General features: G+C 72.0%; 19 protein-coding genes and 1 pseudogene. 12 read left to right on the forward strand and 8 right to left on the reverse strand.

The window, feature by feature from the left end; genetic code table 11:
* Position 1 precedes the first annotated feature (1 nt).
* From SCWH03_RS22575 to SCWH03_RS22585, 3 genes are all read left to right on the forward strand, one after another.
* Positions 2 to 1,246, forward strand: coding sequence for a sensor histidine kinase (locus SCWH03_RS22575; protein ID WP_173266131.1), 1,245 nt, complete (start codon positions 2 to 4; stop codon positions 1,244 to 1,246).
* Between the two features lie 420 nt (positions 1,247 to 1,666).
* A complete protein-coding gene (locus SCWH03_RS22580; protein ID WP_017946571.1) occupies positions 1,667 to 1,963 on the forward strand; it encodes a DUF4193 domain-containing protein in 297 nt (98 codons plus the stop codon).
* A gap of 13 nt (positions 1,964 to 1,976) precedes the next feature.
* On the forward strand, positions 1,977 to 2,945 hold the full coding sequence (locus SCWH03_RS22585; RefSeq protein ID WP_173266132.1) for a hypothetical protein: 969 nt from the start codon (positions 1,977 to 1,979) through the stop codon (positions 2,943 to 2,945).
* Between the two features lie 297 nt (positions 2,946 to 3,242).
* On the opposite strand, the gene SCWH03_RS22590 is transcribed toward SCWH03_RS22585, so the two are convergent.
* On the reverse strand, positions 3,243 to 3,749 hold the full coding sequence (locus SCWH03_RS22590; RefSeq protein WP_173266133.1) for a DUF3093 domain-containing protein: 507 nt from the start codon (positions 3,747 to 3,749) through the stop codon (positions 3,243 to 3,245).
* A gap of 58 nt (positions 3,750 to 3,807) precedes the next feature.
* Here SCWH03_RS22590 and SCWH03_RS22595 point away from each other — a divergent pair, with 58 nt between their 5' ends.
* The 4 genes from SCWH03_RS22595 (at position 3,808) to SCWH03_RS22610 (ending at position 8,476) form a co-directional block, all read left to right on the forward strand.
* A complete protein-coding gene (locus tag SCWH03_RS22595) occupies positions 3,808 to 4,383 on the forward strand; it encodes a PaaI family thioesterase (RefSeq protein ID WP_173266134.1) in 576 nt (191 codons plus the stop codon).
* The gene (gene dut, locus SCWH03_RS22600; RefSeq protein WP_173266135.1) at positions 4,383 to 4,904 is read left to right on the forward strand and encodes a dUTP diphosphatase; all 522 of its coding nucleotides are present in this window, start codon (positions 4,383 to 4,385) and stop codon (positions 4,902 to 4,904) included. Before SCWH03_RS22595 ends, dut begins: the two co-directional genes overlap by 1 nt.
* Before the next feature lies 1 nt (position 4,905).
* On the forward strand, positions 4,906 to 5,682 hold the full coding sequence (locus tag SCWH03_RS22605; RefSeq protein ID WP_173266136.1) for a DUF3710 domain-containing protein: 777 nt from the start codon (positions 4,906 to 4,908) through the stop codon (positions 5,680 to 5,682).
* Positions 5,683 to 5,932: 250 nt separating this feature from the next.
* Positions 5,933 to 8,476 (forward strand): ATP-binding protein, encoded by a 2,544-nt coding sequence (locus SCWH03_RS22610; RefSeq protein ID WP_173266137.1) that lies wholly within the window; start codon positions 5,933 to 5,935, stop codon positions 8,474 to 8,476.
* On the opposite strand, the gene SCWH03_RS22615 is transcribed toward SCWH03_RS22610, so the two are convergent.
* Positions 8,466 to 8,618, reverse strand: a complete 153-nt coding sequence (locus SCWH03_RS22615) for a hypothetical protein (protein WP_173266138.1) — start codon at positions 8,616 to 8,618, stop codon at positions 8,466 to 8,468. The genes SCWH03_RS22610 and SCWH03_RS22615 overlap by 11 nt on opposite strands.
* Before the next feature lie 2 nt (positions 8,619 to 8,620).
* Between SCWH03_RS22615 and SCWH03_RS22620 the strand changes: the two genes are divergently transcribed.
* The 3 genes from SCWH03_RS22620 (at position 8,621) to SCWH03_RS22630 (ending at position 10,533) form a co-directional block, all read left to right on the forward strand.
* Positions 8,621 to 9,307, forward strand: coding sequence for a response regulator (locus SCWH03_RS22620; RefSeq protein WP_173266139.1), 687 nt, complete (start codon positions 8,621 to 8,623; stop codon positions 9,305 to 9,307).
* 71 nt (positions 9,308 to 9,378) lie between these two features.
* On the forward strand, positions 9,379 to 9,786 hold the full coding sequence (locus SCWH03_RS22625) for an OB-fold nucleic acid binding domain-containing protein (RefSeq protein ID WP_173266140.1): 408 nt from the start codon (positions 9,379 to 9,381) through the stop codon (positions 9,784 to 9,786).
* A 3-nt stretch (positions 9,787 to 9,789) separates the two neighbouring features.
* Positions 9,790 to 10,533, forward strand: a complete 744-nt coding sequence (locus tag SCWH03_RS22630; RefSeq protein WP_173266141.1) for a DUF3159 domain-containing protein — start codon at positions 9,790 to 9,792, stop codon at positions 10,531 to 10,533.
* A 154-nt stretch (positions 10,534 to 10,687) separates the two neighbouring features.
* Here SCWH03_RS22630 and SCWH03_RS22635 read toward each other — a convergent pair whose 3' ends face one another.
* Both SCWH03_RS22635 and SCWH03_RS22640 read right to left on the reverse strand, forming a co-directional pair.
* Positions 10,688 to 11,371, reverse strand: coding sequence for a potassium channel family protein (locus SCWH03_RS22635; RefSeq protein WP_173266142.1), 684 nt, complete (start codon positions 11,369 to 11,371; stop codon positions 10,688 to 10,690).
* Complete coding sequence (locus SCWH03_RS22640; protein ID WP_173266143.1) at positions 11,371 to 12,039, reverse strand: potassium channel family protein; 669 nt, start codon at positions 12,037 to 12,039, stop codon at positions 11,371 to 11,373. The genes SCWH03_RS22635 and SCWH03_RS22640 overlap by 1 nt, the downstream gene beginning before the upstream one ends.
* 292 nt (positions 12,040 to 12,331) lie before the next feature.
* On the opposite strand from SCWH03_RS22640, the gene SCWH03_RS22645 reads away from it, so the two are divergent.
* Together SCWH03_RS22645 and SCWH03_RS22650 are read left to right on the forward strand one after the other, a co-directional pair.
* Positions 12,332 to 14,380 (forward strand): APC family permease, encoded by a 2,049-nt coding sequence (locus tag SCWH03_RS22645; protein ID WP_173266144.1) that lies wholly within the window; start codon positions 12,332 to 12,334, stop codon positions 14,378 to 14,380.
* Positions 14,381 to 14,553: 173 nt separating this feature from the next.
* Complete coding sequence (locus SCWH03_RS22650) at positions 14,554 to 15,882, forward strand: class I SAM-dependent RNA methyltransferase (protein ID WP_173266145.1); 1,329 nt, start codon at positions 14,554 to 14,556, stop codon at positions 15,880 to 15,882.
* Between the two features lie 799 nt (positions 15,883 to 16,681).
* On the opposite strand, the pseudogene SCWH03_RS30085 reads toward SCWH03_RS22650, so the two are convergent.
* From SCWH03_RS30085 to SCWH03_RS29790, 4 genes and pseudogenes are all read right to left on the reverse strand, one after another.
* Positions 16,682 to 17,523 (reverse strand): annotated as a pseudogene (locus SCWH03_RS30085) (DUF7676 family protein).
* 424 nt (positions 17,524 to 17,947) lie between these two features.
* Positions 17,948 to 18,151: a hypothetical protein gene (locus SCWH03_RS29340; RefSeq protein ID WP_254076955.1), complete on the reverse strand. Its 204-nt coding sequence runs from the start codon at positions 18,149 to 18,151 to the stop codon at positions 17,948 to 17,950.
* A gap of 153 nt (positions 18,152 to 18,304) precedes the next feature.
* Positions 18,305 to 19,027 carry an ABC transporter ATP-binding protein gene (locus SCWH03_RS22665; protein WP_254076956.1) on the reverse strand — a complete coding sequence of 241 codons (723 nt, stop codon included), beginning with the start codon at positions 19,025 to 19,027 and terminating at the stop codon, positions 18,305 to 18,307.
* Positions 19,017 to 19,583 carry an iron chelate uptake ABC transporter family permease subunit gene (locus SCWH03_RS29790; RefSeq protein WP_308788882.1) on the reverse strand — a complete coding sequence of 189 codons (567 nt, stop codon included), beginning with the start codon at positions 19,581 to 19,583 and terminating at the stop codon, positions 19,017 to 19,019. Before SCWH03_RS29790 ends, SCWH03_RS22665 begins: the two co-directional genes overlap by 11 nt.
* Positions 19,584 to 19,598 lie beyond the last annotated feature (15 nt).

Consider the following 19,598-nt stretch of genomic DNA (forward strand, 5'->3'; position numbering starts at 1 on the left):
CGTGGCGACGGCACCCGCGCCTCCCACCGCGCCCCCCAAGCCCACCTGGGACCCGAGAGAGCCCGGCGGGCCCCTGCTGCGCCCCACCATCCGGATACGGCTCACCCTGCTGTACGGCGGGATGTTCCTGATCGCGGGCATCCTGCTGCTGTCGATCATCTATCTGCTGGCCGCGCAGGCGCTGCACGACGGAATCCGGCAGTCCGTCGAGGTCGGCGCCGCCCCGGGGGCCAACGTCACCATCACCAGCCCCACCTGCCCCCGCATCAACGACCTGATCGACAACTCCGAGCGCAACGCCGCTCTGAAGCTGTGCATCGCCGAGCAGCGTCAGAGCGCCCTCGACGAGCTGCTGACCCGCTCCCTCTTCGCGCTGCTCGGCCTCAGCGTGATCGCGTTCGCGTTCGGCTACGCCATGGCCGGCCGTGTGCTGTCCCCGCTCGGCAAGATCACCCGCACCGCTCGCCGGGTCGTCGGCACCGACCTCTCGCGGCGCATCGAGCTGGACGGCCCGGACGACGAGCTGAAGGAGCTGGCCGACACGTTCGACGAGATGCTGGAGCGACTGGAGAGGGCATTCTCCGCCCAGCAGCGGTTCGTCGCCAATGCCTCGCACGAGTTGCGCACCCCGCTGGCGATCAACCGGACCCTGCTGGAGGTGCACCTCTCGGACCCGGGCGCCCCGCCCGAGCTCCAGCAGCTGGGGAAGACCCTGCTCGCGACCAACGAGCGCAGTGAGCAGCTGGTGGAGGGCCTGCTGCTGCTCGCCCGCAGCGAGAACCAGATCGTCGAGCGCAAGCCCGTCGACCTGGCCGAGGTGGCCGGCCGCGCCGTGGACCAGACGCGGGCGGAGGCCGAGGCGGGGGGCGTCGGGATCCGCGGAGCACGCGGGCCCGCGGTCGTCCAGGGCAATGGCGTCCTGCTGGAGCGGATCGCCCTGAACCTGGTGCAGAACGCGGTGCGCTACAACATCGCGGACGGCGGCTGGGTGGAGGTGACGACCGGGGTGGAGCACGGCCAGGCGGTGCTGGTGGTCACCAACACCGGCCCGGTGGTGCCCGGCTACGAGATCGACAACCTCTTCGAGCCGTTTCGGCGCCTCCGCCAGGAGCGCACCGGCAGCGACCGGGGGGTGGGGCTCGGCCTGTCGATCGCGCGGTCGGTCGCGAGGGCCCACGGGGGCCGTATCATCGCGGAGCCGCGCGAGGGCGGCGGTCTCGTCATGCGCGTCACCCTGCCGCTCTGACCGGGAGTGCGGACCTCTCCCGGAGGCGCCGAGGCCCGGTGGGAGAGCCCTTTGTTCGCTTCACGCTGAATCCCGGGGGCCCCGACTCGAAGGTCGGCTGTGTGATCGATCACATGGTCGAATCTCCGGCCCTGTACGCTCCGTCGTCGAAGACCCTCTGGAATGCCGGGTACGTCCGGGTTTCCGGGGGTCGGAATCACGGGAAGTACACGGGGTGGCACCCGTGAAGTGCGACATTAGGACCGTGTACGGTCCTGATCGCCATCCAAGCTGATCACTCATGAGGGATCGGATTGGGTGTCGATTGAGTAACAGACCTTGATGTGAGGCAAAATCTCCGCCTCAGGTCGGGCACAAGTCCGGCCTCTCACGCGTTACGTGCGCGGGAGACACCGCAAACACCCAGAGGGGGAGAGCGACATGGCCACGGATTACGACACCCCACGCAAGACCGACGACGACATCGATTCCGACAGCCTGGAAGAGCTGAAGGCGCGCCGGAACGACAAGACGACCTCCACGGTCGACGTCGACGAGTTCGAGGCCGCCGAGGGCCTCGAACTGCCCGGAGCGGACCTCTCGAACGAGGAACTGGCCGTCCGGGTGCTGCCCAAGCAGGCGGACGAGTTCACCTGCATGAGCTGCTTCCTGGTCCACCACCGCAGCCAGCTGGCCCGCGAGAAGAACGGCCAGCCGATCTGCCGCGACTGCGACTGAGGCCCGGCCGGCCGTGGCAGGCGACCGACCGGCGGACCGGCCGGCGAAGCGGCGCTTTGGCCGGAAGGGCCGCCCGGATCCCGATCCGGGCGGTAGCGGCGCACAGGACACCCGGAGGCCTTCGGACGGGCGGGACGACGCTCCCGACCCGCCTCACCCGCCGCACCCGACCGCGCGCGACGACGAGCGGGGCCGGCCGGCCTCGCTCGAGGCCGCACCCCAGGCGGGGCCCCCGACCAGGGCCCGGCGCCTGGACGCCGTCAGGCAGGGAGTCCGCAGAAGCGGCGGGGCCGCCGTGCGCAGGAGCGGCGAGGCCGCGAAGGCCACGCTGGGCTTCATCGCCGACCGGCTCATCGAGAACGCACCGCGGATTCCGGTCCGCGATCTCACCACCCTGCGGGCGCAGTTCCCGGGCCTCGGCCCGGAGCAGATCGCCGACAGGCTGATCGCGGGGGCGGCCAACGGCACATCGACCGTGGGCGCCGGGATCGGTGCCGCGGCCATGATGCCCGTACCTCCCGCACTGCCGGCCGAGCTGGCGACGGAGATCATCGGCGTCGCGGCGATCGAACTCAAGCTCATCGCCGAGCTGCACGAGGTCTACGGCCGGCGTCCGCCCGGCAACCTCACCCAGCGCTCGGCCGCCTACCTCGACAGCTGGTCGCAGGAGCGCGGCATCGACGTCCTGGACCCGTCGACGATCAACGCCGCCCTGGGCGGCCGGATGAAGCGCGAACTCCGGCAGCAGATCATGAAGCGCACGGTCCGCAACCTGCCGAACCTGATGCCGTTCATGATCGGTGCCGCCGTCGGCGCCGTGATGAACCGGCGCGACACCAGGAAGCTCGCCGCACACATCCGCAAGGACCTGCGCGCCCGGCAGGTCCCCTGGGACGCCCTGGCACCGCAGCCCCGGCTGGAACAGCCCGGGGAACTGCCGCACACGCTCCCCGTCGAACTCCGCCGCGAACTCGACCGCTGAACGCGGCCGGCTCTCCTGGCGCGGCTGACGCTCCCGGCCCTGCTGTGCTCCCCGGGTCCGGTGCCTTCCCCGGCCCTGGTGTCTTCCCGGCCCCGGTGTCGTCCCGGCATCGCCGCCCCGGAACCGGCGGCGCCATCCGGCGCTTGCCGCAGACCGGACCGTCCGGGGGCGGGCGTACCGGACCCGCCTGGGCCCCTCCGCGGCGGGTTCCCACCCGGCCCGGCCGCGACGTCGGGCGTGGCCGGGCCCGCGCCGGGCCTCGGCCGGGGTGTCCGCCGGCCGGTCCCCGGTCGCGCCTCAGCGGTCCCGGGCGGCCTGCAGTGCGGCGACCAGGCCCCTCGGGTCCCGCGTCGACAGATACAGGTAGGGCGTCGGGTCCCGAGGGTCCGTCACCGGCACCCGCACCGCCGTCGGCACATAGCTGCGCAGCAGCATGAACGCACGTGGATCAGCCTTGTGCGAACGCCATGCGCGCGCCTCCCCCGCGTCCAGTACCTCGGGCTCGCCGAGCGCCGGGACCGGGATCCGGGCGTCGCCCGCCACCAGCGAGTCCGCCACCACACGGATCCGGGCGGAGCCGTACGAACTCGCCCCGGCCGCCGCCAGCGCCCCCGCCGCGATCAGCCCGCCCAGCATCGGCACCGGCCCCAGCGGCAGCAGGACCAGACCGCCCGAGACCGCGACCAGAACGGTGATCAGCCACCAGGAGCGGGGGACGGTGAGGCGCTCGTCGAAACGGGGCGCGGTGACCGTGCCGGACCCGTGCGCGGCGGGGGTGCCGGACTCGGCGGGGGAGGGCTGCATGAATCCAAGCTTGGCATGACGCGACCGTCAGGTTGCCGCGCGGGTAAGGTCTGCGCCTGTGAGTACTGCACTGACCCCTCCCGCCGATGCCGCGGCGCCGGTACGGCACCCCGACGCGCCCGCCCCCGGTGGGCTCCTCGGCGCGCACTACGACCACTGCTTCGGCTGCGGCGGTGCGCAGTCCCACGGGCTGCACCTGGAGGCGCGGGCCGGCGAGGGCGTCAGTCTCACCGCCGAGTTCACGGTGACCGCCGCCCACCAGGGAGCACCGGGCCTCGCCCACGGCGGCGTCCTGGCCACCGCGCTCGACGAGACGCTCGGCTCGCTCAACTGGCTGCTGCGGGTGATCGCGGTGACCGGGCGGCTGGAGACCGATTTCGTCCGGCCGGTTCCCGTGGACACGGTGCTGTTCCTGGAAGCCGAGGTGACGGCGGTGGCCGGCCGCAAGATCTACTCCCGGGCGACCGGGCGGATAGGCGGCCCGCAGGGCCCCGTCGCCGTCCGTGCCGAGGCCCTCTTCATCGAAGTCAAGGTCGACCACTTCATCGACAACGGCCGTCCGGAGGAGATCCAGGCGGCCATGGCCGACCCCGACCAGGCCAGGCGCGCCCGCGCCTTCGAGGTGAACCCCTGATGCGCCGACCCGTGGACGTGCTCATCCGGCGCCTGGACCCGGAGGTGCCGATTCCGCAGTACGGGCATCCGGGCGACGCGGGTGCCGATCTGGTGACCACCCGGGCCGCCGTGCTCGCCCCCGGTGAGCGCGTGGTTCTGCCGACCGGGGTGTCCATCGCGCTGCCGGACGGCTACGCGGCGTTCGTGCACCCCCGGTCCGGCCTGGCGGCCCGCTGCGGACTGGCGCTCGTGAATGCCCCGGGGACGGTGGATGCCGGGTACCGTGGGGAGATCAAGGTGATCGTGGTCAATCTGGACCCATGCGAGAGCGTGCGGTTCGAGCGGTTCGACCGGATCGCGCAACTGGTCGTCCAGCAGGTCGAGAAGGTGCGCTTCCACGAGGTGGCGGAGCTTCCCGGCTCGGCGCGGGGCGAGGGGGGCTTCGGGTCCACCGGCGGTCATACCGCCGTGGGCGGATCGGGCGGCTCACAGGGTGGGAATCGATACGCTTCGGTCGTATCCGACCGGGAAGGACAGTGACGTGTTCGGACGTCGCAAGAAGAGCAGTCCCGCTGGCGAGTCGGCGGACGTGGCGGGCGAGGCCGAGCAGGTCGCCGACGAGCCCGGCACGGGCGACGCGGCGGAGCAGGGCGAGCCCCGCCGGCTGAACCTCCCGCCGGCGCCGCGGCCCGACGGCCCCTGGGACGTCTCCGAGGTCGAGCGGCCCGAGGAGGGGCGCGTTGACCTGGGCGGAGTGCATGTGCCCGGGGTCGAGGGCATGGAACTGCGCGTGGAGGTGGCGGGTGACGCGATCGTGGCCGCGACGGTCGTGCTGCGCGACAGCGCGATCCAGCTGCAGGCCTTCGCCGCTCCCAAGAAGGAGGGCATCTGGGGCGAGGTCCGGGAGGAGATCGCCTCCGGCATCACCCAGCAGGGTGGTGTGATCGACGAGGTCGAGGGCCCCCTGGGCTGGGAGCTGCGGGCCCAGGTCCCCGTCCAGCTGCCCGACGGCACCGGCGGCGTGCAGCTGGTGCGCTTCGTCGGTGTGGACGGACCGCGGTGGTTCCTGCGCGGAGTGATCTCCGGCCAGGGCGCGGTGCAGCCGGGGACCGCCGGCCTGCTGGAGCAGGTCTTCCGGGACACGGTGGTGGTCCGCGGCGAGGGGCCGATGGCCCCCCGCGACCCGATCGTGCTGAAGCTGCCGAACGACGCGCAGATGGTGCCCGAGGGCGTGCAGCAGGAGGAGCAGGAGACGTCCCGGTTCTCCGGCGGCATGGGGCAGCTGCAGCGCGGCCCGGAGATCACCGAGGTGCGCTGAACGCGGACGCGGCCGCGGAGGGGAGCCGCGGAGCCGCGCTGCGGAGGGGAGCCGCGGAGCCGCGCTGCGGAGCCGCGCCGCGGCCGCAGCGGGACGCAGGGTGTCGACGCCGGCGTGGGGGCAGCGCTTCGGTACGGCCCCCGGGGGCGGAGGTCCCGATGCGCCCGGTGTCCCGGCTGCGGCCTCGACGGGGCGTCCGCGGCGGGCACCGGCAGCCGGCGCCCGGCTGCCGGTGAAGGACAATGTGGCCATGGCGCGCGGCAAGCTACGGATCTATCTCGGGGCCGCACCGGGGGTGGGCAAGACCTACGCGATGCTCTCCGAGGCGCATCGGCGCGTCGCACGGGGTACGGACTGCGTGATCGCTCTGGTGGAGCACCACGGACGGCCGCGGACCGAGGCCCTGCTGCGCGGCCTGGAGCAGGTCCCCCGCCGGGAACCTGCGTACCGGGAAGGCGTCTTCACCGAGATGGACGTGGACGCGGTCCTGGCCCGCCGGCCCGCCGTCGCGCTCGTGGACGAACTCGCCCACACCAACGCGCCCGGCTCGCGCAACGCCAAGCGCTGGCAGGACGTCGAGGAACTCCTCGCCGCCGGAGTCGACGTGATCTCGACCGTCAACATCCAGCACCTGGAGTCGCTCGGCGATGTCGTCGGGTCGATAACCGGCGTGCGCCAGCGGGAGACCGTCCCCGACGAGGTCGTCCGCCGTGCCGACCAGATCGAGTTGGTCGACATGTCTCCGCAGGCGCTCCGCCGCCGCATGGCGCACGGCAACGTCCACCGGCCCGACGAGGTCGACGCGGCCCTGTCCGACTACTTCCGCCCCGGCAACCTGACCGCTCTGCGCGAACTCGCCCTGCTGTGGGTCGCCGACCACGTGGACGGGCACCTCCGGCAGTACCGGGGCGAACACGGCATCCGCACCACCTGGCAGACCCGCGAGCGCATCGTGGTCGGCCTCACCGGCGGCCCCGAGGGACGCACCCTGATCCGGCGCGCGGTCCGCCTCGCCGAGAAGGGGGCGGGCGGCGAGGTGCTCGCCGTCTACGTCTCCCGCGTGGACGGACCGACCTCCGCGTCCCCCGAGGAGCTGGCGCTCCAGCGCACCCTCGTCGAGGACCTGGGCGGCACCTTCCACCATGTCGCAGGCGACGACGTCCCCTCCGCGCTGCTGGAGTTCGCCCGCGGGGTCAACGCCACCCAGATCGTGCTCGGATCCTCCCGCCGCAAGGCCTGGCAGTACATCCTCGGCCCCGGAGTGGGCGCCACCGTCGCCCGTGATTCGGGCCCCGACCTGGACGTCCACATCGTCACCCACGAGGAGGCAGCCAAGGGGCGCGGACTGCCCGCGGCCCGGGGGGCGCGGCTGGGCCGCTCGCGGAGTGCCGCGGGCTGGCTGGTGGGCGTCGCGGGCCCCGTGCCGCTGACGCTGCTGCTGACCCACGTCAGCCCGGGGCTCGGCCTGGCCAACGACATGCTGCTGTTCCTGTCGCTGACCGTGGCGGCGGCGCTGCTCGGCGGCCTGCTGCCCGCCCTCGCGTCCGCCGCCTTCGGGTCCCTGCTGCTGAACTACTCCTTCGCGGCGCCCCTGCACCGGTTCACGATCTCCGATCCCCGGAACATCGTCGCCATGGCGGTCTTCTTCGGGGTCGCCGTCGCCGTCGCCTCGGTCGTCGGCCTCGCCGCCCGGCGGACGCAGCAGGCGGCCCGGCTGCGCGCCGAGTCCGAGATCCTGTCGTTCCTGGCGGGCAGCGTGCTGCGCGGCGAGACCGCCCTCGGCGCCCTGCTGGAGCGGGTCCGCGAGACCTTCGGCATGGAGTCCGTGGCCCTGCTGGAGCGCCGGAGCGACATCGGCCCCTGGACCTGTGCGGGCAGTGCCGGACCGCGGCCGGCAGGCCGTCCCGAGGAGGCGGACGTGGACATGCCCGTCGGCGAGCACCTGGCCCTGGCGCTGTCCGGCCGCTTCCTGCCCGCCGAGGACCGGCGCGTCCTCGGCGCCTTCGCGGCCCAGGCCGCCGTCGTCCTGGACCGGCAGCGGCTTGTGGACCGGGCCGAGGAGGGCCGCAAACTCGCCGAGGGCAACCGCATCCGCACCGCGCTGCTCGCCGCCGTCAGCCACGATCTGCGCACCCCGCTCGCCGGTATCAAGGCGGCGGTCACCTCGCTGCGCTCCGACGACGTCGAGTGGTCGGAGGAGGACCGGGCCGAACTGCTCGCGGGAATCGAGTCGGGCGCCGACCGGCTGGACCACCTCGTCGGCAATCTGCTCGACATGTCCCGGCTGCAGACCGGCACCGTCACCCCGCTCGTGCGCCGGACCGATCTGGACGAGGTCGTCCCGATGGCCCTCGTGGGCGTCCCCGAGGGCAGCGTGGAACTGGACATCCCCGAGACCCTGCCGATGGTGGGCGTGGACAGGGGCCTGCTGGAGCGGGCGGTCGCCAACGTCGTGGAGAACGCCGTGAAGTACAGTCCCGACGCCGTCCCCGTCACGGTCTCCGCCAGCGCCCACGGCGGCCGGGTCGAGGTGCGCGTCGCCGACCGCGGCCGCGGCGTACCCGACGATGCCAAGGACCGCATCTTCGAGCCCTTCCAGCGCTGCGGGGACGCGCCGCGCGGCGCGGGGGTCGGGCTCGGCCTCGCCGTGGCACGGGGCTTCGTCGAGGCGATGGGCGGCACACTGTCCGCGGAGGACACCCCCGGCGGCGGGCTGACGATGGTCCTCACGCTCCAGGCGGCCTCCGGCGCCGCCGCGCCGGGTTCCGGGGGCCCGGCGCGGGTCACCGGCTGACCGCACCCCCGTACACCCCGTACACCCCGTACACCCCGTACACCCCGTACACCCCGTACACCCCGTACACCCCGTACACCCCGTACACCCCGTACACCCCGCACCCCGCCCCGACGACGGACGAGAGACGGAAGGAGGGCACTCATGACCCGAGTGCTCGTGGTCGACGACGAGCCGCAGATCGTACGCGCCCTTGTGATCAACCTCAGGGCCCGCACCTACGAGGTGGACGCGGCCCCCGACGGCGCGACGGCGCTGCGGCTCGCCGCGGCGCACCACCCCGACGTGGTCGTCCTGGACCTCGGGCTGCCCGACATGGACGGCGTCGACGTGATCAGGGGGCTGCGCGACCGGACGCGCGTGCCGATCCTGGTCCTGTCCGCCCGGCACACCTCCGACGAGAAGGTCGAGGCCCTCGACGCCGGCGCCGACGACTACGTCACCAAGCCGTTCGGCATGGACGAACTGCTGGCCAGGCTGCGGGCCGCGGTGCGCCGTGCCGAACCCGCCGCCGGCGGCGGGAACGAGGTCGTGACCGTCGGGACCCGGGGCTTCACCGTCGACCTCGCGGCGAAGAAGGTCAACCGGGACGGCAGGGACGTCCGGCTCACCCCCACCGAGTGGCATCTGCTGGAGGTCCTCGTCCGCAACACCGGCCGGCTGGTCAGCCAGAAGCAGCTGCTGCAGGAGGTATGGGGGCCCTCGTACGGCACGGAGAGCAACTATCTGCGGGTCTACATGGCCCAGCTGCGCCGCAAGCTGGAGGCCGACCCCTCGCACCCCCGGCACTTCGTCACCGAGCCGGGGATGGGCTACCGGTTCGAGCGCTGAACGGGCCGGTGCGGGCTTCGCGCCGCCCGTCTCCCGGCCGTGCCCGTACACCGCACCGGTAGACTTTCCTCATGAGTGCTGTACCTCGCTCCGGGAACGACGAGAAGCCGGCGGGCCGCTTCCGGCGGATGCTCGACCGTCTGTCCAGCTCCCCGCAGGAACTCGAGTCCGCGGAGCTCAAGGAGGACGCGCAGGCATCCGGCTGCACACCCATCTGCGACTGCGGCGACCGGCAGATCGTGAAGGTGACTGGTACCTTGCGCACGGTCACCCTGCGTCCGCGGGCCGGAGTCCCGGCCCTGGAGGCGGAGCTGTTCGACGGCTCCGCGGCCCTGGACGTGGTGTGGCTGGGCCGGCGCTCCATCGTGGGCATAGAGCCGGGCCGCAAGATGATCGCCTCCGGCAGGATCTCCATGAGCCAGGGCCGGCGGGTGCTGTTCAATCCCACATACGAGCTCCGACCGCTCGGACAGGAGTAGCCGGTGACGTCCCTCGACAAGCCGACCACGCAGGAGCAGGGCGACGACGGCCGCGGCCGGCATGCCAGGGCCGTGACGGAGGCGGCCCTGTTCGAGGCCTTCGGCGGCATCCGGGGCACGGTCGAGACGATCCTGCCCGGACTGCTCTTCGTCTCGATCTACACCGTCAACAAGGATCTGCACGTATCGGCCATCGCGGCCCTCGGGCTGTCGCTGGCGCTGGTCGCCGTGCGGCTGATCCGCCGGGACACCGTGAAGCACGCCTTCAGCGGCGTCTTCGGTGTCGCCTTCGGTGTCGTCTTCGCGATGATGACCGGCAACGCGAAGGACTTCTATCTGCCGGGCATGCTGTACACGCTGGGGCTCGCCCTCGCGTACATCATCACGACACTGGCGGGCGTCCCGCTGATCGGCCTCATCCTCGGACCGGTCTTCAAGGAGAACCTCTCCTGGCGGACCCGCAACCCCGGCCGCAAAAAGGCCTACGCGAAGGCGAGCTGGGCCTGGGGCCTGATCCTGCTTGCCAAGTGCGCGATCCTCTTCCCGCTCTACTGGTGGGCCGACACGACGCAGCTCGGCTGGGTCCTGGTGGCGCTCAAGCTTCCGCCGTTCCTGCTGGCGGTCTATCTGACCTGGGTCTTCCTGGCCAAGGCTCCACCGCCCATCGACGTCTTCGCCGAGATGGAGGAGCGCGAGCGCGCCGAGGAGGCCCGCAAGGCGGCCGCGGCCCGCGAGAGCGAGGCGTAGGACGGCCCGGGGGCTTGAGCCCGCGGGCCGTCCACGGTGCCCGGGTATCCCGGCGGCCCCTGTCCGGCCGGGCCGCGTCTGCCAGCCGGTATGCCGCCGGGGCCTCGCGGCGGGCGGCCGGTATGCCGCCGGGGCCCTGGCGGCCGGCGCCCCGTCAGCCCGTCGCCGTCGGGCCCTCGCGTCGGACCGAGAGCAGGTCCTCCAACTGCTCCTCGCGCGCCTGGGCCGCCACGAAGAGGAGTTCGTCGCCCGGCTCCAGCGTCTCCTCGTCATGGGGGGTGAGCACCCGGGGGCCCCGGATGATCGTCACCAGCGAGGTGTCCTCCGGCCAGGCCACATCGCCCACCGGGGTACCGGCGAGCGCGGACTCCGGGGGCAGGGTCAGCTCGACCAGATTGGCGTCGCCGTGGCTGAAACGCAGCAGCCGCACCAGGTCGCCGACGCTGACGGCCTCCTCGACCAGCGCCGACATCAGCCGCGGTGTGGACACCGCCACGTCGACGCCCCAGGACTCGTTGAACAGCCACTCGTTCTTGGGGTTGTTCACCCGGGCCACCACGCGCGGCACCCCGTACTCGGTCTTCGCGAGCAGGGACACGACCAGGTTCACCTTGTCGTCACCCGTCGCCGCGATCACCACGTTGCAGCGCTGCAGCGCCGCCTCGTCCAGCGAGGTGATCTCGCAGGCGTCCGCCAGCAGCCACTCCGCCTGCGGCACCCGCTCCACCGAGATGGCGGTGGGCGCCTTGTCGACCAGGAGCACCTCGTGCCCGTTCTCCAGCAGCTCCCCCGCGATGGAACGGCCCACCGCGCCGGCGCCGGCGATCGTGACCCGCATCAGTGACCGCTCCCCTCGGGACCCTGGGCGAACGCCGCCTCGACCTTCTCCATCTCGTCCGTGCGCATCATCACATGCACCAGATCGCCTTCCTGCAGCACGGTCTGGGAGGTCGGCAGCACCGCCTCGCCCAGACGGGTGAGGAAGGCCACCCGCACACCGGTCTCCTCCTGGAGCCGGCTCACCTTGTGGCCGATCCAGGCAGGGGAGGTGTGCACCTCGGCGAGCTGGACGCCACCGCTCGGGTCCCGCCACAGCGCCTGGGCCCCGGAGGGCAGCAGCCGGCGGAGCATCTGGTCCGCCGTCCAGCGGACCGTCGCCACCGTGGGAATCCCCAGCCGCTGGTAGACCTCGGCGCGCCGCGGGTCGTAGATACGGGCGGCGACGTTCTCGATACCGAACGTCTCGCGCGCGACCCGGGCCGCGATGATGTTGGAGTTGTCCCCGCTGCTGACCGCCGCGAAGGCGCCGGCCTCCTCGATGCCCGCCTCGCGGAGCGTGTCCTGGTCGAAGCCGACGCCGGTGACCCGGCGGCCGCCGAACCCGGAGCCCAGACGGCGGAAGGCGGTGGGGTCCTGGTCGATGACGGCGACCGTGTGCCCCTGTCGCTCCAGGGTCTGCGCGAGCGCCGCTCCCACGCGCCCGCAACCCATGATCACGATGTGCACCTCTCTACCCCGCAGTCCTGGTCATCCCGATGACCTGTGCAAACACCCTGCTCACTCTTCTCTCCCGGCTCTCCCGGGCAACGACGGGGCGCAGCGTGCGGTTGCCGCCCCTGACGAGCTTATGCCGCGGTGACCGCGTTGCCCTCATCCGCGGTGCCCATACCGCCGGCAGGGCGGCGCGGCATCGCGCTCGGTGGAGGGCGCGTGGCCGCAGCGTGGCCGCCGGGAGGCGAATGCATGGAGGCGGGCCCGCACCTGGGCCTGGCCGGAAGGAACCCTTACGATCCTCTCCGTGTCCAAACTGACCGACCTGCCCAAACGGATTCTGATCGGCCGGGCGCTGCGAAGCGACAGGCTGGGCGAGACGCTGCTGCCGAAGCGCGTCGCCCTCCCCGTCTTCGCCTCCGACCCGCTGTCCTCCGTCGCGTACGCACCGGGCGAAGTGCTGCTCGTTCTGTCGATCGCGGGCGTGTCGGCCTACCAGTACAGCCCCTGGATCGCGGCCGCCGTCGTGGTCCTGATGTTCACCGTCGTCGCGTCCTACCGGCAGAACGTCCATGCGTACCCGAGCGGCGGCGGCGACTACGAGGTGGCGAACACCAACCTCGGCCCGCGCGCGGGCCTCACCGTCGCGAGCGCCCTCCTCGTCGACTACGTCCTCACCGTGGCCGTGTCGATCTCCTCCGGAGTGGAGAACCTCGGCTCGGCGGTCCACTTCGTGATCGAGCACAAGGTGCTCAGCGCTATCGCCATCATCCTGCTGCTGACGCTGATGAACCTGCGCGGCGTGCGGGAGTCCGGAAAGCTCTTCGCGATCCCCACCTACGTCTTCGTCTTCGGCGTCTTCACCATGATCGCCTGGGGTGCCTTCAAGGGGCTCGTCCTCGACGACACCATGCGCGCCCCGACCGCGGAGTTCGACATCGCACCGGAGCAGCAGGGCCTGGCCGGCCTCGCCATGGTCTTCCTGCTGCTGCGCGCCTTCTCCTCCGGCTGCGCCGCGCTCACCGGCGTCGAGGCCATCAGCAACGGGGTGCCCGCCTTCCGCAAGCCCAAGAGCCGCAACGCCGCCACGACGCTGCTGCTGATGGGCCTGCTCGCGGTCACCATGTTCTGCGGCATCATCGGCCTGGCCATGGCCAGCAACGTCCGGATGGCCGAGGACCCGGCCCACGACCTGACCCTCGACGGACAGCCGGTCGGCCCCGACTACGTCCAGGACCCGGTCATCTCGCAGGTGGCGGCGGCCGTCTTCGGCGAGCAGACGTTCTTCTTCGTGCTCGTCGCCGCTGCCACCGCGCTCGTCCTCTTCCTGGCGGCCAACACCGCCTACAACGGCTTTCCGCTGCTCGGCTCGATCCTCGCCCAGGACCGGTACCTGCCGCGTCAGCTGCACACCCGCGGGGACCGGCTCGCCTTCTCCAACGGCATCGTGCTGCTCGCGGGCGCCGCCATGCTGCTGGTCTGGATCTACGACGCCGACTCGACGAAGCTGATTCAGCTCTACATCGTCGGCGTCTTCGTCTCCTTCACCCTCAGCCAGACCGGCATGGTCCGGCACTGGAACCGCCATCTGAGGACGGAGCGGAACCAGGCAGCCCGCCGCCGTATGACCCGCTCGCGGGCGATCAACGCCTTCGGCGCGTTCTTCACGGGCCTCGTCCTGGTCGTCGTCCTCGTCACCAAGTTCACCCACGGCGCCTGGGTGGCGCTCCTGGGCATGGCGATCTTCTACGTGACGATGTCGGCGATCCGGCGCCACTACGACCGGGTGTCGGAGGAGATCGCCGCGCCCGACGAGCCCGGTGACGACCATGTGCGCCCGTCCCGCGTCCACTCCATCGTGCTGGTGTCCAAGGTGCACCGGCCGACCCTGCGGGCCCTCGCCTACGCCAAGCTGATGCGCTCCGACAAGCTGGAGGCGATCAGCATCGACGTCGACCCGGTGGAGACCACGGCCCTCAAGGTGGAATGGGACCGGCGCGGCATCAACATCCCGCTGAAGATCCTGCACTCGCCCTACCGGGAGATCACCCGGCCGATCGTGGAGTACGTGAAGAACCTGCGGCGCGAGAGCCCCCGCGACGCCGTCAGCGTGATCATTCCCGAGTATGTGGTCGGCCACTGGTGGGAGCACGTGCTGCACAACCAGAGTGCCCTGCGCCTCAAGGGCCGGCTGCTGTTCACCCCGGGCGTCATGGTCACCTCGGTCCCCTACCAGCTCCAGTCCTCCGAGCTGGCGAGGAAGCGGGCCAAGAAGCGCCAGGAGTGGAATGCGCCCGGATCGGTGCGGCGCGGACCGGTGAACGAGCGGGCCAAGGAGCCCAGCGGCGGGATCTGAGGGCCGCGCCGCGCGAGGGCGGGCTTCCGACGGCACGGGAGGGGGCGCCCTCCCGGCCGCGTAGACTGGGCGGCTGCCGTGCGCGGACCGGCGGCGGCCCCCCTCGTACCCCTGTATCCCGTACCCCTGTATCCCGTACCCCTGCGTCACGTACCCCCTGGAGTCGCCCCGCCATGCCGAACGCATCCGCTGCCTCGCTCGTCGGGGAGGAGTACGAGGTCGAGGTCGGCCCCGTCGCGCACGGCGGCCACTGCATCGCCCGCACCGACGCCGGCCGGGTCCTCTTCGTCCGGCACGCGCTCCCCGGAGAGAAGGTCGTCGCCCGGATCACCGAGGGCGAAGAGGGCTCCCGCTATCTGCGCGCCGACGCCGTGCGCGTCCTCAAGTCGTCCAAGGACCGCGTCGAGGCCCCGTGCCCGTACGCGGGGCCCGGACGGTGCGGCGGCTGCGACTGGCAGCACGCCAAGCCCGGCGCCCAGCGGCGCCTCAAGGGTGAAGTCCTCGCGGAGCAGCTGAAGCGGCTCGCGGGCCTGACCCCGGAGGAGGCCGGCTGGGACGGCACCGTGATGCCGGCGGAGGGCGACAAACTGCCCGCCGGCCAGGTCCCGGCCTGGCGCACCCGCGTCCAGTACGCCGTCGACGGCCAGGGCCGCGCCGGGCTGCGCCGGCACCGCTCCCACGAGGTGGAGCCGGTCGAGCACTGCATGATCGCGGCGCCCGGGGTCGCCGAACTCGGCGTCGAGAAGCGGAACTGGGAGGGCATGGCCGCGATCGAGGCCATCGCCGCGACGGGTTCCCAGGACCGGCAGGTGGTCCTCACCCCGAGGCCCGGCGCGCGGCTGCCGCTCGTGGAACTCGACCGGCCGGTGTCGGTCCTGCGCGTCCACGAGGGCGACGGCAGCGTCCACCGCGTCCACGGCCGCCCCTTCGTCCGCGAACGCGCCGACGACCGCACCTACCGCGTCGGCTTGGGCGGCTTCTGGCAGGTCCACCCGAAGGCGGCCCAGACGCTGGTGGAGGCCGTGATGCAGGGGCTCATGCCCCGCAAGGGCGACACCGCGCTCGATCTCTACTGCGGCGTGGGCCTGTTCGCGGGCGCCATCGCCCAGCGGGTCGGGGAGAAGGGCGCCGTGCTCGGCATCGAGTCCGGCAAGCGCGCGGCGGAGGACGCCCGCCACAACCTCCAGGACCTGCCGCGGGTCCGCATCGAACACGGAAGGGTCGAGTCCGCGCTGCCCCGCACCGGCATCACCGAAACCGACCTCGTCGTCCTCGACCCGCCCCGCGCGGGCGCCGGCCGCTCCACGGTCGCGCACGTCTCCGGCCTCGGCGCGCGCCGCATCGCCTATGTCGCCTGCGACCCGGCGGCCCTGGCGCGGGACCTGGGGTACTTCCGCGAGCACGGGTACCGGGTGCGGACGCTGCGGGCGTTCGACCTGTTCCCGATGACCTCGCATGTGGAGTGCGTGGCGATCCTTGAGCCTGCGGTGAAGGGGCTCTGACCTGTGGTTTTGTAGGTTTCTCAGGCGAGGCCGGGCGCGCTCGACCTGTTTCCCGAAGTCCATGATGTGGAGGCTTGCCGTATGTCCGGGAGAGCTTCCGACTAGCCGTTTCGACAGCTGCCAGGAGGGCCCCGGGCTGCGGACCGCGATATTCGCATGGACGGCCGGTGCCACTCGTGACGCTCACCTGACGCTCGTTCTGATGGCATGTCAGGGATTTGTTGCTGGGCGGTCCGGAGGTCGAAGAGCAGGGGAAGGAGGTCGCCCGAGGCGGGGTGCGGCTGTTCCTGTCGGAGCACAGTGGCAATGCCGACACATCGGCCTCCCTCCGCATTCGGAATGTCGAAGCCTAGCTTCCGAGTTCGGAGTGCAGGCGAAGGACGCTCCGTGGGCGCGGGAGATTGACGCTACATCACCTGCGAAACCGTCAAGCCCCCGACGGTGGCTACCGGGGGTCGAGAACGCAGCCATTGCCAGATGCGGCACTAAGTCTGTCAAGGCCCCATGGGCAGCGGATGATCTGGAACTCCTTCAACGACCAACGCCCTCAGAGCGGCGGCCAGGTTCTGCGGGCCGAACAGCTCCGCGCCGCGGTACTCGGCGATCTCCTTCACGTCCCACCGTCGGATCGCCGTGCTGCTCTCCGCCGCGAGCTCATCCTCCGAGAGGGCGCCGACCGGTTCGAACGCACGGGTACCGCAATCCGTCTCGGGGTGAATATGGTTTCGCGTGCGCCCTGTTGCCAGCGACAACCCGTGTCCGGGTCGGCGGTACGGCGCCGCGGGGTCTCGGGCTGCGGTCAACCGCTGTGCTTGAAACCCTTGCTTGTGCGGTCGAGCGGGTCGTCGGGCAGTGAGAGGAAGCGGGCCCGCAATGCGTCCCACGCGTTGAGCCGGGTGAAGTCGGGGGTGTCGAGAATCTCCTGGCGGTCAGTGAGGAACGGGTTGGGCAGCAGGACGGTCATCATCTGCTCGTCGCGGCCGTTGAACAGGCGGATCCCCCAGCTGACGGGTGAGCCGTCGGAGCCGATGCTGCGGTAGAGCTCAGTGTGGGAGCAGCGGCGGATGCGGCCGAGTTCGGGGCCGGAGGCGGTGTGCTCGCCGATGCACAGGTGGAAGTGCCAGGCACCGAAGTCGACGGTGGCGTAGCGGTCGTTCATGGTGATGGCGGTGGGCGCGTTCGGGGCGCCGACCTCCCCGTCGGCGCCTTCGATGATGGGCCGAAGTGGATGTGCTGCCAGTGGTCGGTGAAGACGGTGGTGACGAGGTCGAGGAGGGTGGCCTCGTCGACCGGGAGGGGCCAGACGTGCTGGGTGCCGCCGCCCGGGTTTCGACGACGGTCGGCTCGGTGGTGGTCATGGGGTCTTCTCCTTTCCTTGGGGTTGAGGACGCAGTCGCCGCAGGTGCCCGTGCCTGGCACGCGGTAGTACAGGCAGCAGCTGCGGCGTCGGAAGGCGAGTGGTCTGGGAGGAGTGAAGCGGTAGGTGCCGGTGCCCGCCAGCGGTGGCCGGTCCAGCAGGCCGCGGACGAGACGTACGAGGGGGAGCAAGGGGGCCGTCGTCTTGGCCAGCAGGACGCGGTGGGCTCCGATCAGCGCCGAGGAGGCGTTGCCGCGCAGGGTGTGCGGGGATACGCCCGGCACGTGCCGTACGGCGTCGGCCCAGGGGGCCAGGTTCTGGACGGCGACGGTGTGGAGCAGGGCCGGGAGCGGTTCCTGGTCGACTGCTCTGAGGTCGGGGAGTCACAGGTCGAGGGGGCCGGAGGCGGGCAGGCGCCACCACAGCCGGTCGGGCGCCAGGTCGGGGACGCGGCCAGTGAGCGCGGCGCAGGCCAGGGCGACCGACCAGAGCCGGGAGGCGGTGCCCAGGTGCAGGATGGAGGCCGCAACCCTGGGCTGGTCGATGCCCAGCCGCCCGGAGACGGCTTCTACGCAGCTCCAGCGTGCCGCTGTGTTCGTACAGGTCGGTCAGCGGACGGAAGCCCTCCGCTTCGGGGCGCGGGCGGGTGGCCACGGCGAGGGCCAATGGTGGAGATCCGTGCCAGGGCGTCGGGGGTGAGGGTCGTGGTCACCACGTCCGCACCGTCCGCGTGAGTACGTGGAAGCCTCGGACGTGGACGGTCTGTCCCTCCGGTCCGGTGAGGGCGAGCCGGTCGGTGCCGTCCCAGCGCACCTGCCGGTCGGCGGGTGGGTCCACCCGGTAGGCGACGGCCAGTCCTTCCCGGGCGAGGGCGCGTTCGAGGAGGGGGAGCACATCGGCCGGTGCATCCACCGCCACCGCGGCGCGTGCGGTGCGGCGCAGGCCGAAAGGTGCGGACGCCGGGTCGAAGGCGAGGTGGTCGGCGTCGAAGGCGGCGGCGACCGCGCCGCTGCGGATCAGGTCCTCAGGCGCCCCGGCATGGACACGGGATTCGTGGTCGACGAGCTAGACTGCGTCGGCCACCCGCAGGGCCAATTCCAGGTCGTGGGTGCTGACCACGATGGTCAGGCCCCTGTCCCGGGCGAGGTCGCGCAGCAGCACCGTGAGCGCCACGCGTGAGGGGACGTCGAGGAAGGCGGTCGGCTCGTCGAGGAGGACGAACTCGGGTTCCTGGGCGAGGGCGCGGGCGGTCAGGACGCGCTGGCGCTCGCCGTCGGAGAGCTCGGCGGCCGGCCGGTCCGCCAGATGTCCCGCGCCCACTGCCCGCAGGGACCACTCGACGGTCGCGTGATCGACCGCCGTGAGGCGGCCTGTGAACCCGGTGTGCGGGTGGCGGCCGAGCCCGGCCAGTTCCCGTACGGACAGCAGCCCGGGGTCCACCCGGTCGGTCAGGACGACCGCCAGTTGCCGAGCGAGCGAGGACGGTGACGCCTGCGCAAGGTCGGTTCCGCCGATCCGTATCCGGCCGTCGAGCGGCGGCAGCAGTCCGCACAGAGTCCTCATGAGCGTGGACTTGCCCGCGCCGTTGGGGCCGAGTAGGACGGTCAACTCGCCGGACCATGCTTCGAGGTCGAGCCCCGCGAGCACGGCCCGCTCCGCTCCGCGCCCGCGTCGCGGCGACCGGGTGCGGTAGCCGACGGCGAGACCCTGCGTGACCAGGCCGCCGGAGCGGACCGGCCCGCCGGTCGTGTCCGTAGCGGCTCGGTCATGGTGTCGGTCATGAGGCAACTCCTTGTACGCCTCGGCGGCTGCGGATCAGGAACGCGATGACGACGGGGGCGCCGAACAGCGAGGTGATGGCGTTCAGCGGCAGCACGGAGTCGGTGTCGGGCGGCTGGCTCAGCGGCGCGCACGCCAGCGCCAGGAACGCTCCGGCGAGCATGGACGCGGGGATCAGCGCCCGGTGGTCCGAGGTGCCCAGCGCCACCCGCGTCAGATGGGGGACCGCCAGGCCGAGGATGGAGTGTGCCGTAGAACATGCAAGAGGGGCTGTGGCTGGGGCGGAAGCTGCGCGCGTAGGTCGGAACTCGCGCCCGGGCCCGGTTCGGCGGCGACCGGGAAGCGGCGGACCCTGGAAGTAGGAATCCTGGAGGTGCCATGGAGATCGTGGAGGAGCGCCCGTACCGCTACCGCATCGATCCGCGGCGCGACATGAGGGTGTCCGGGATCGTGTTCGCCTCGAGCGCTGCTGCGGGACGCCGAGAAGTCGTTGGAGCAGGTCGCCAACGTGGCGCGCCTCGTCTACCGCCGCGTACCCGGTGGGTCCACCTTCGCCAGTCCCCAGGTCGTTCGGTCACCA

The sequence above is a fragment of the Streptomyces pacificus genome, from assembly GCF_011766325.1.
Lineage (GTDB): Bacteria > Actinomycetota > Actinomycetes > Streptomycetales > Streptomycetaceae > Streptomyces > Streptomyces pacificus.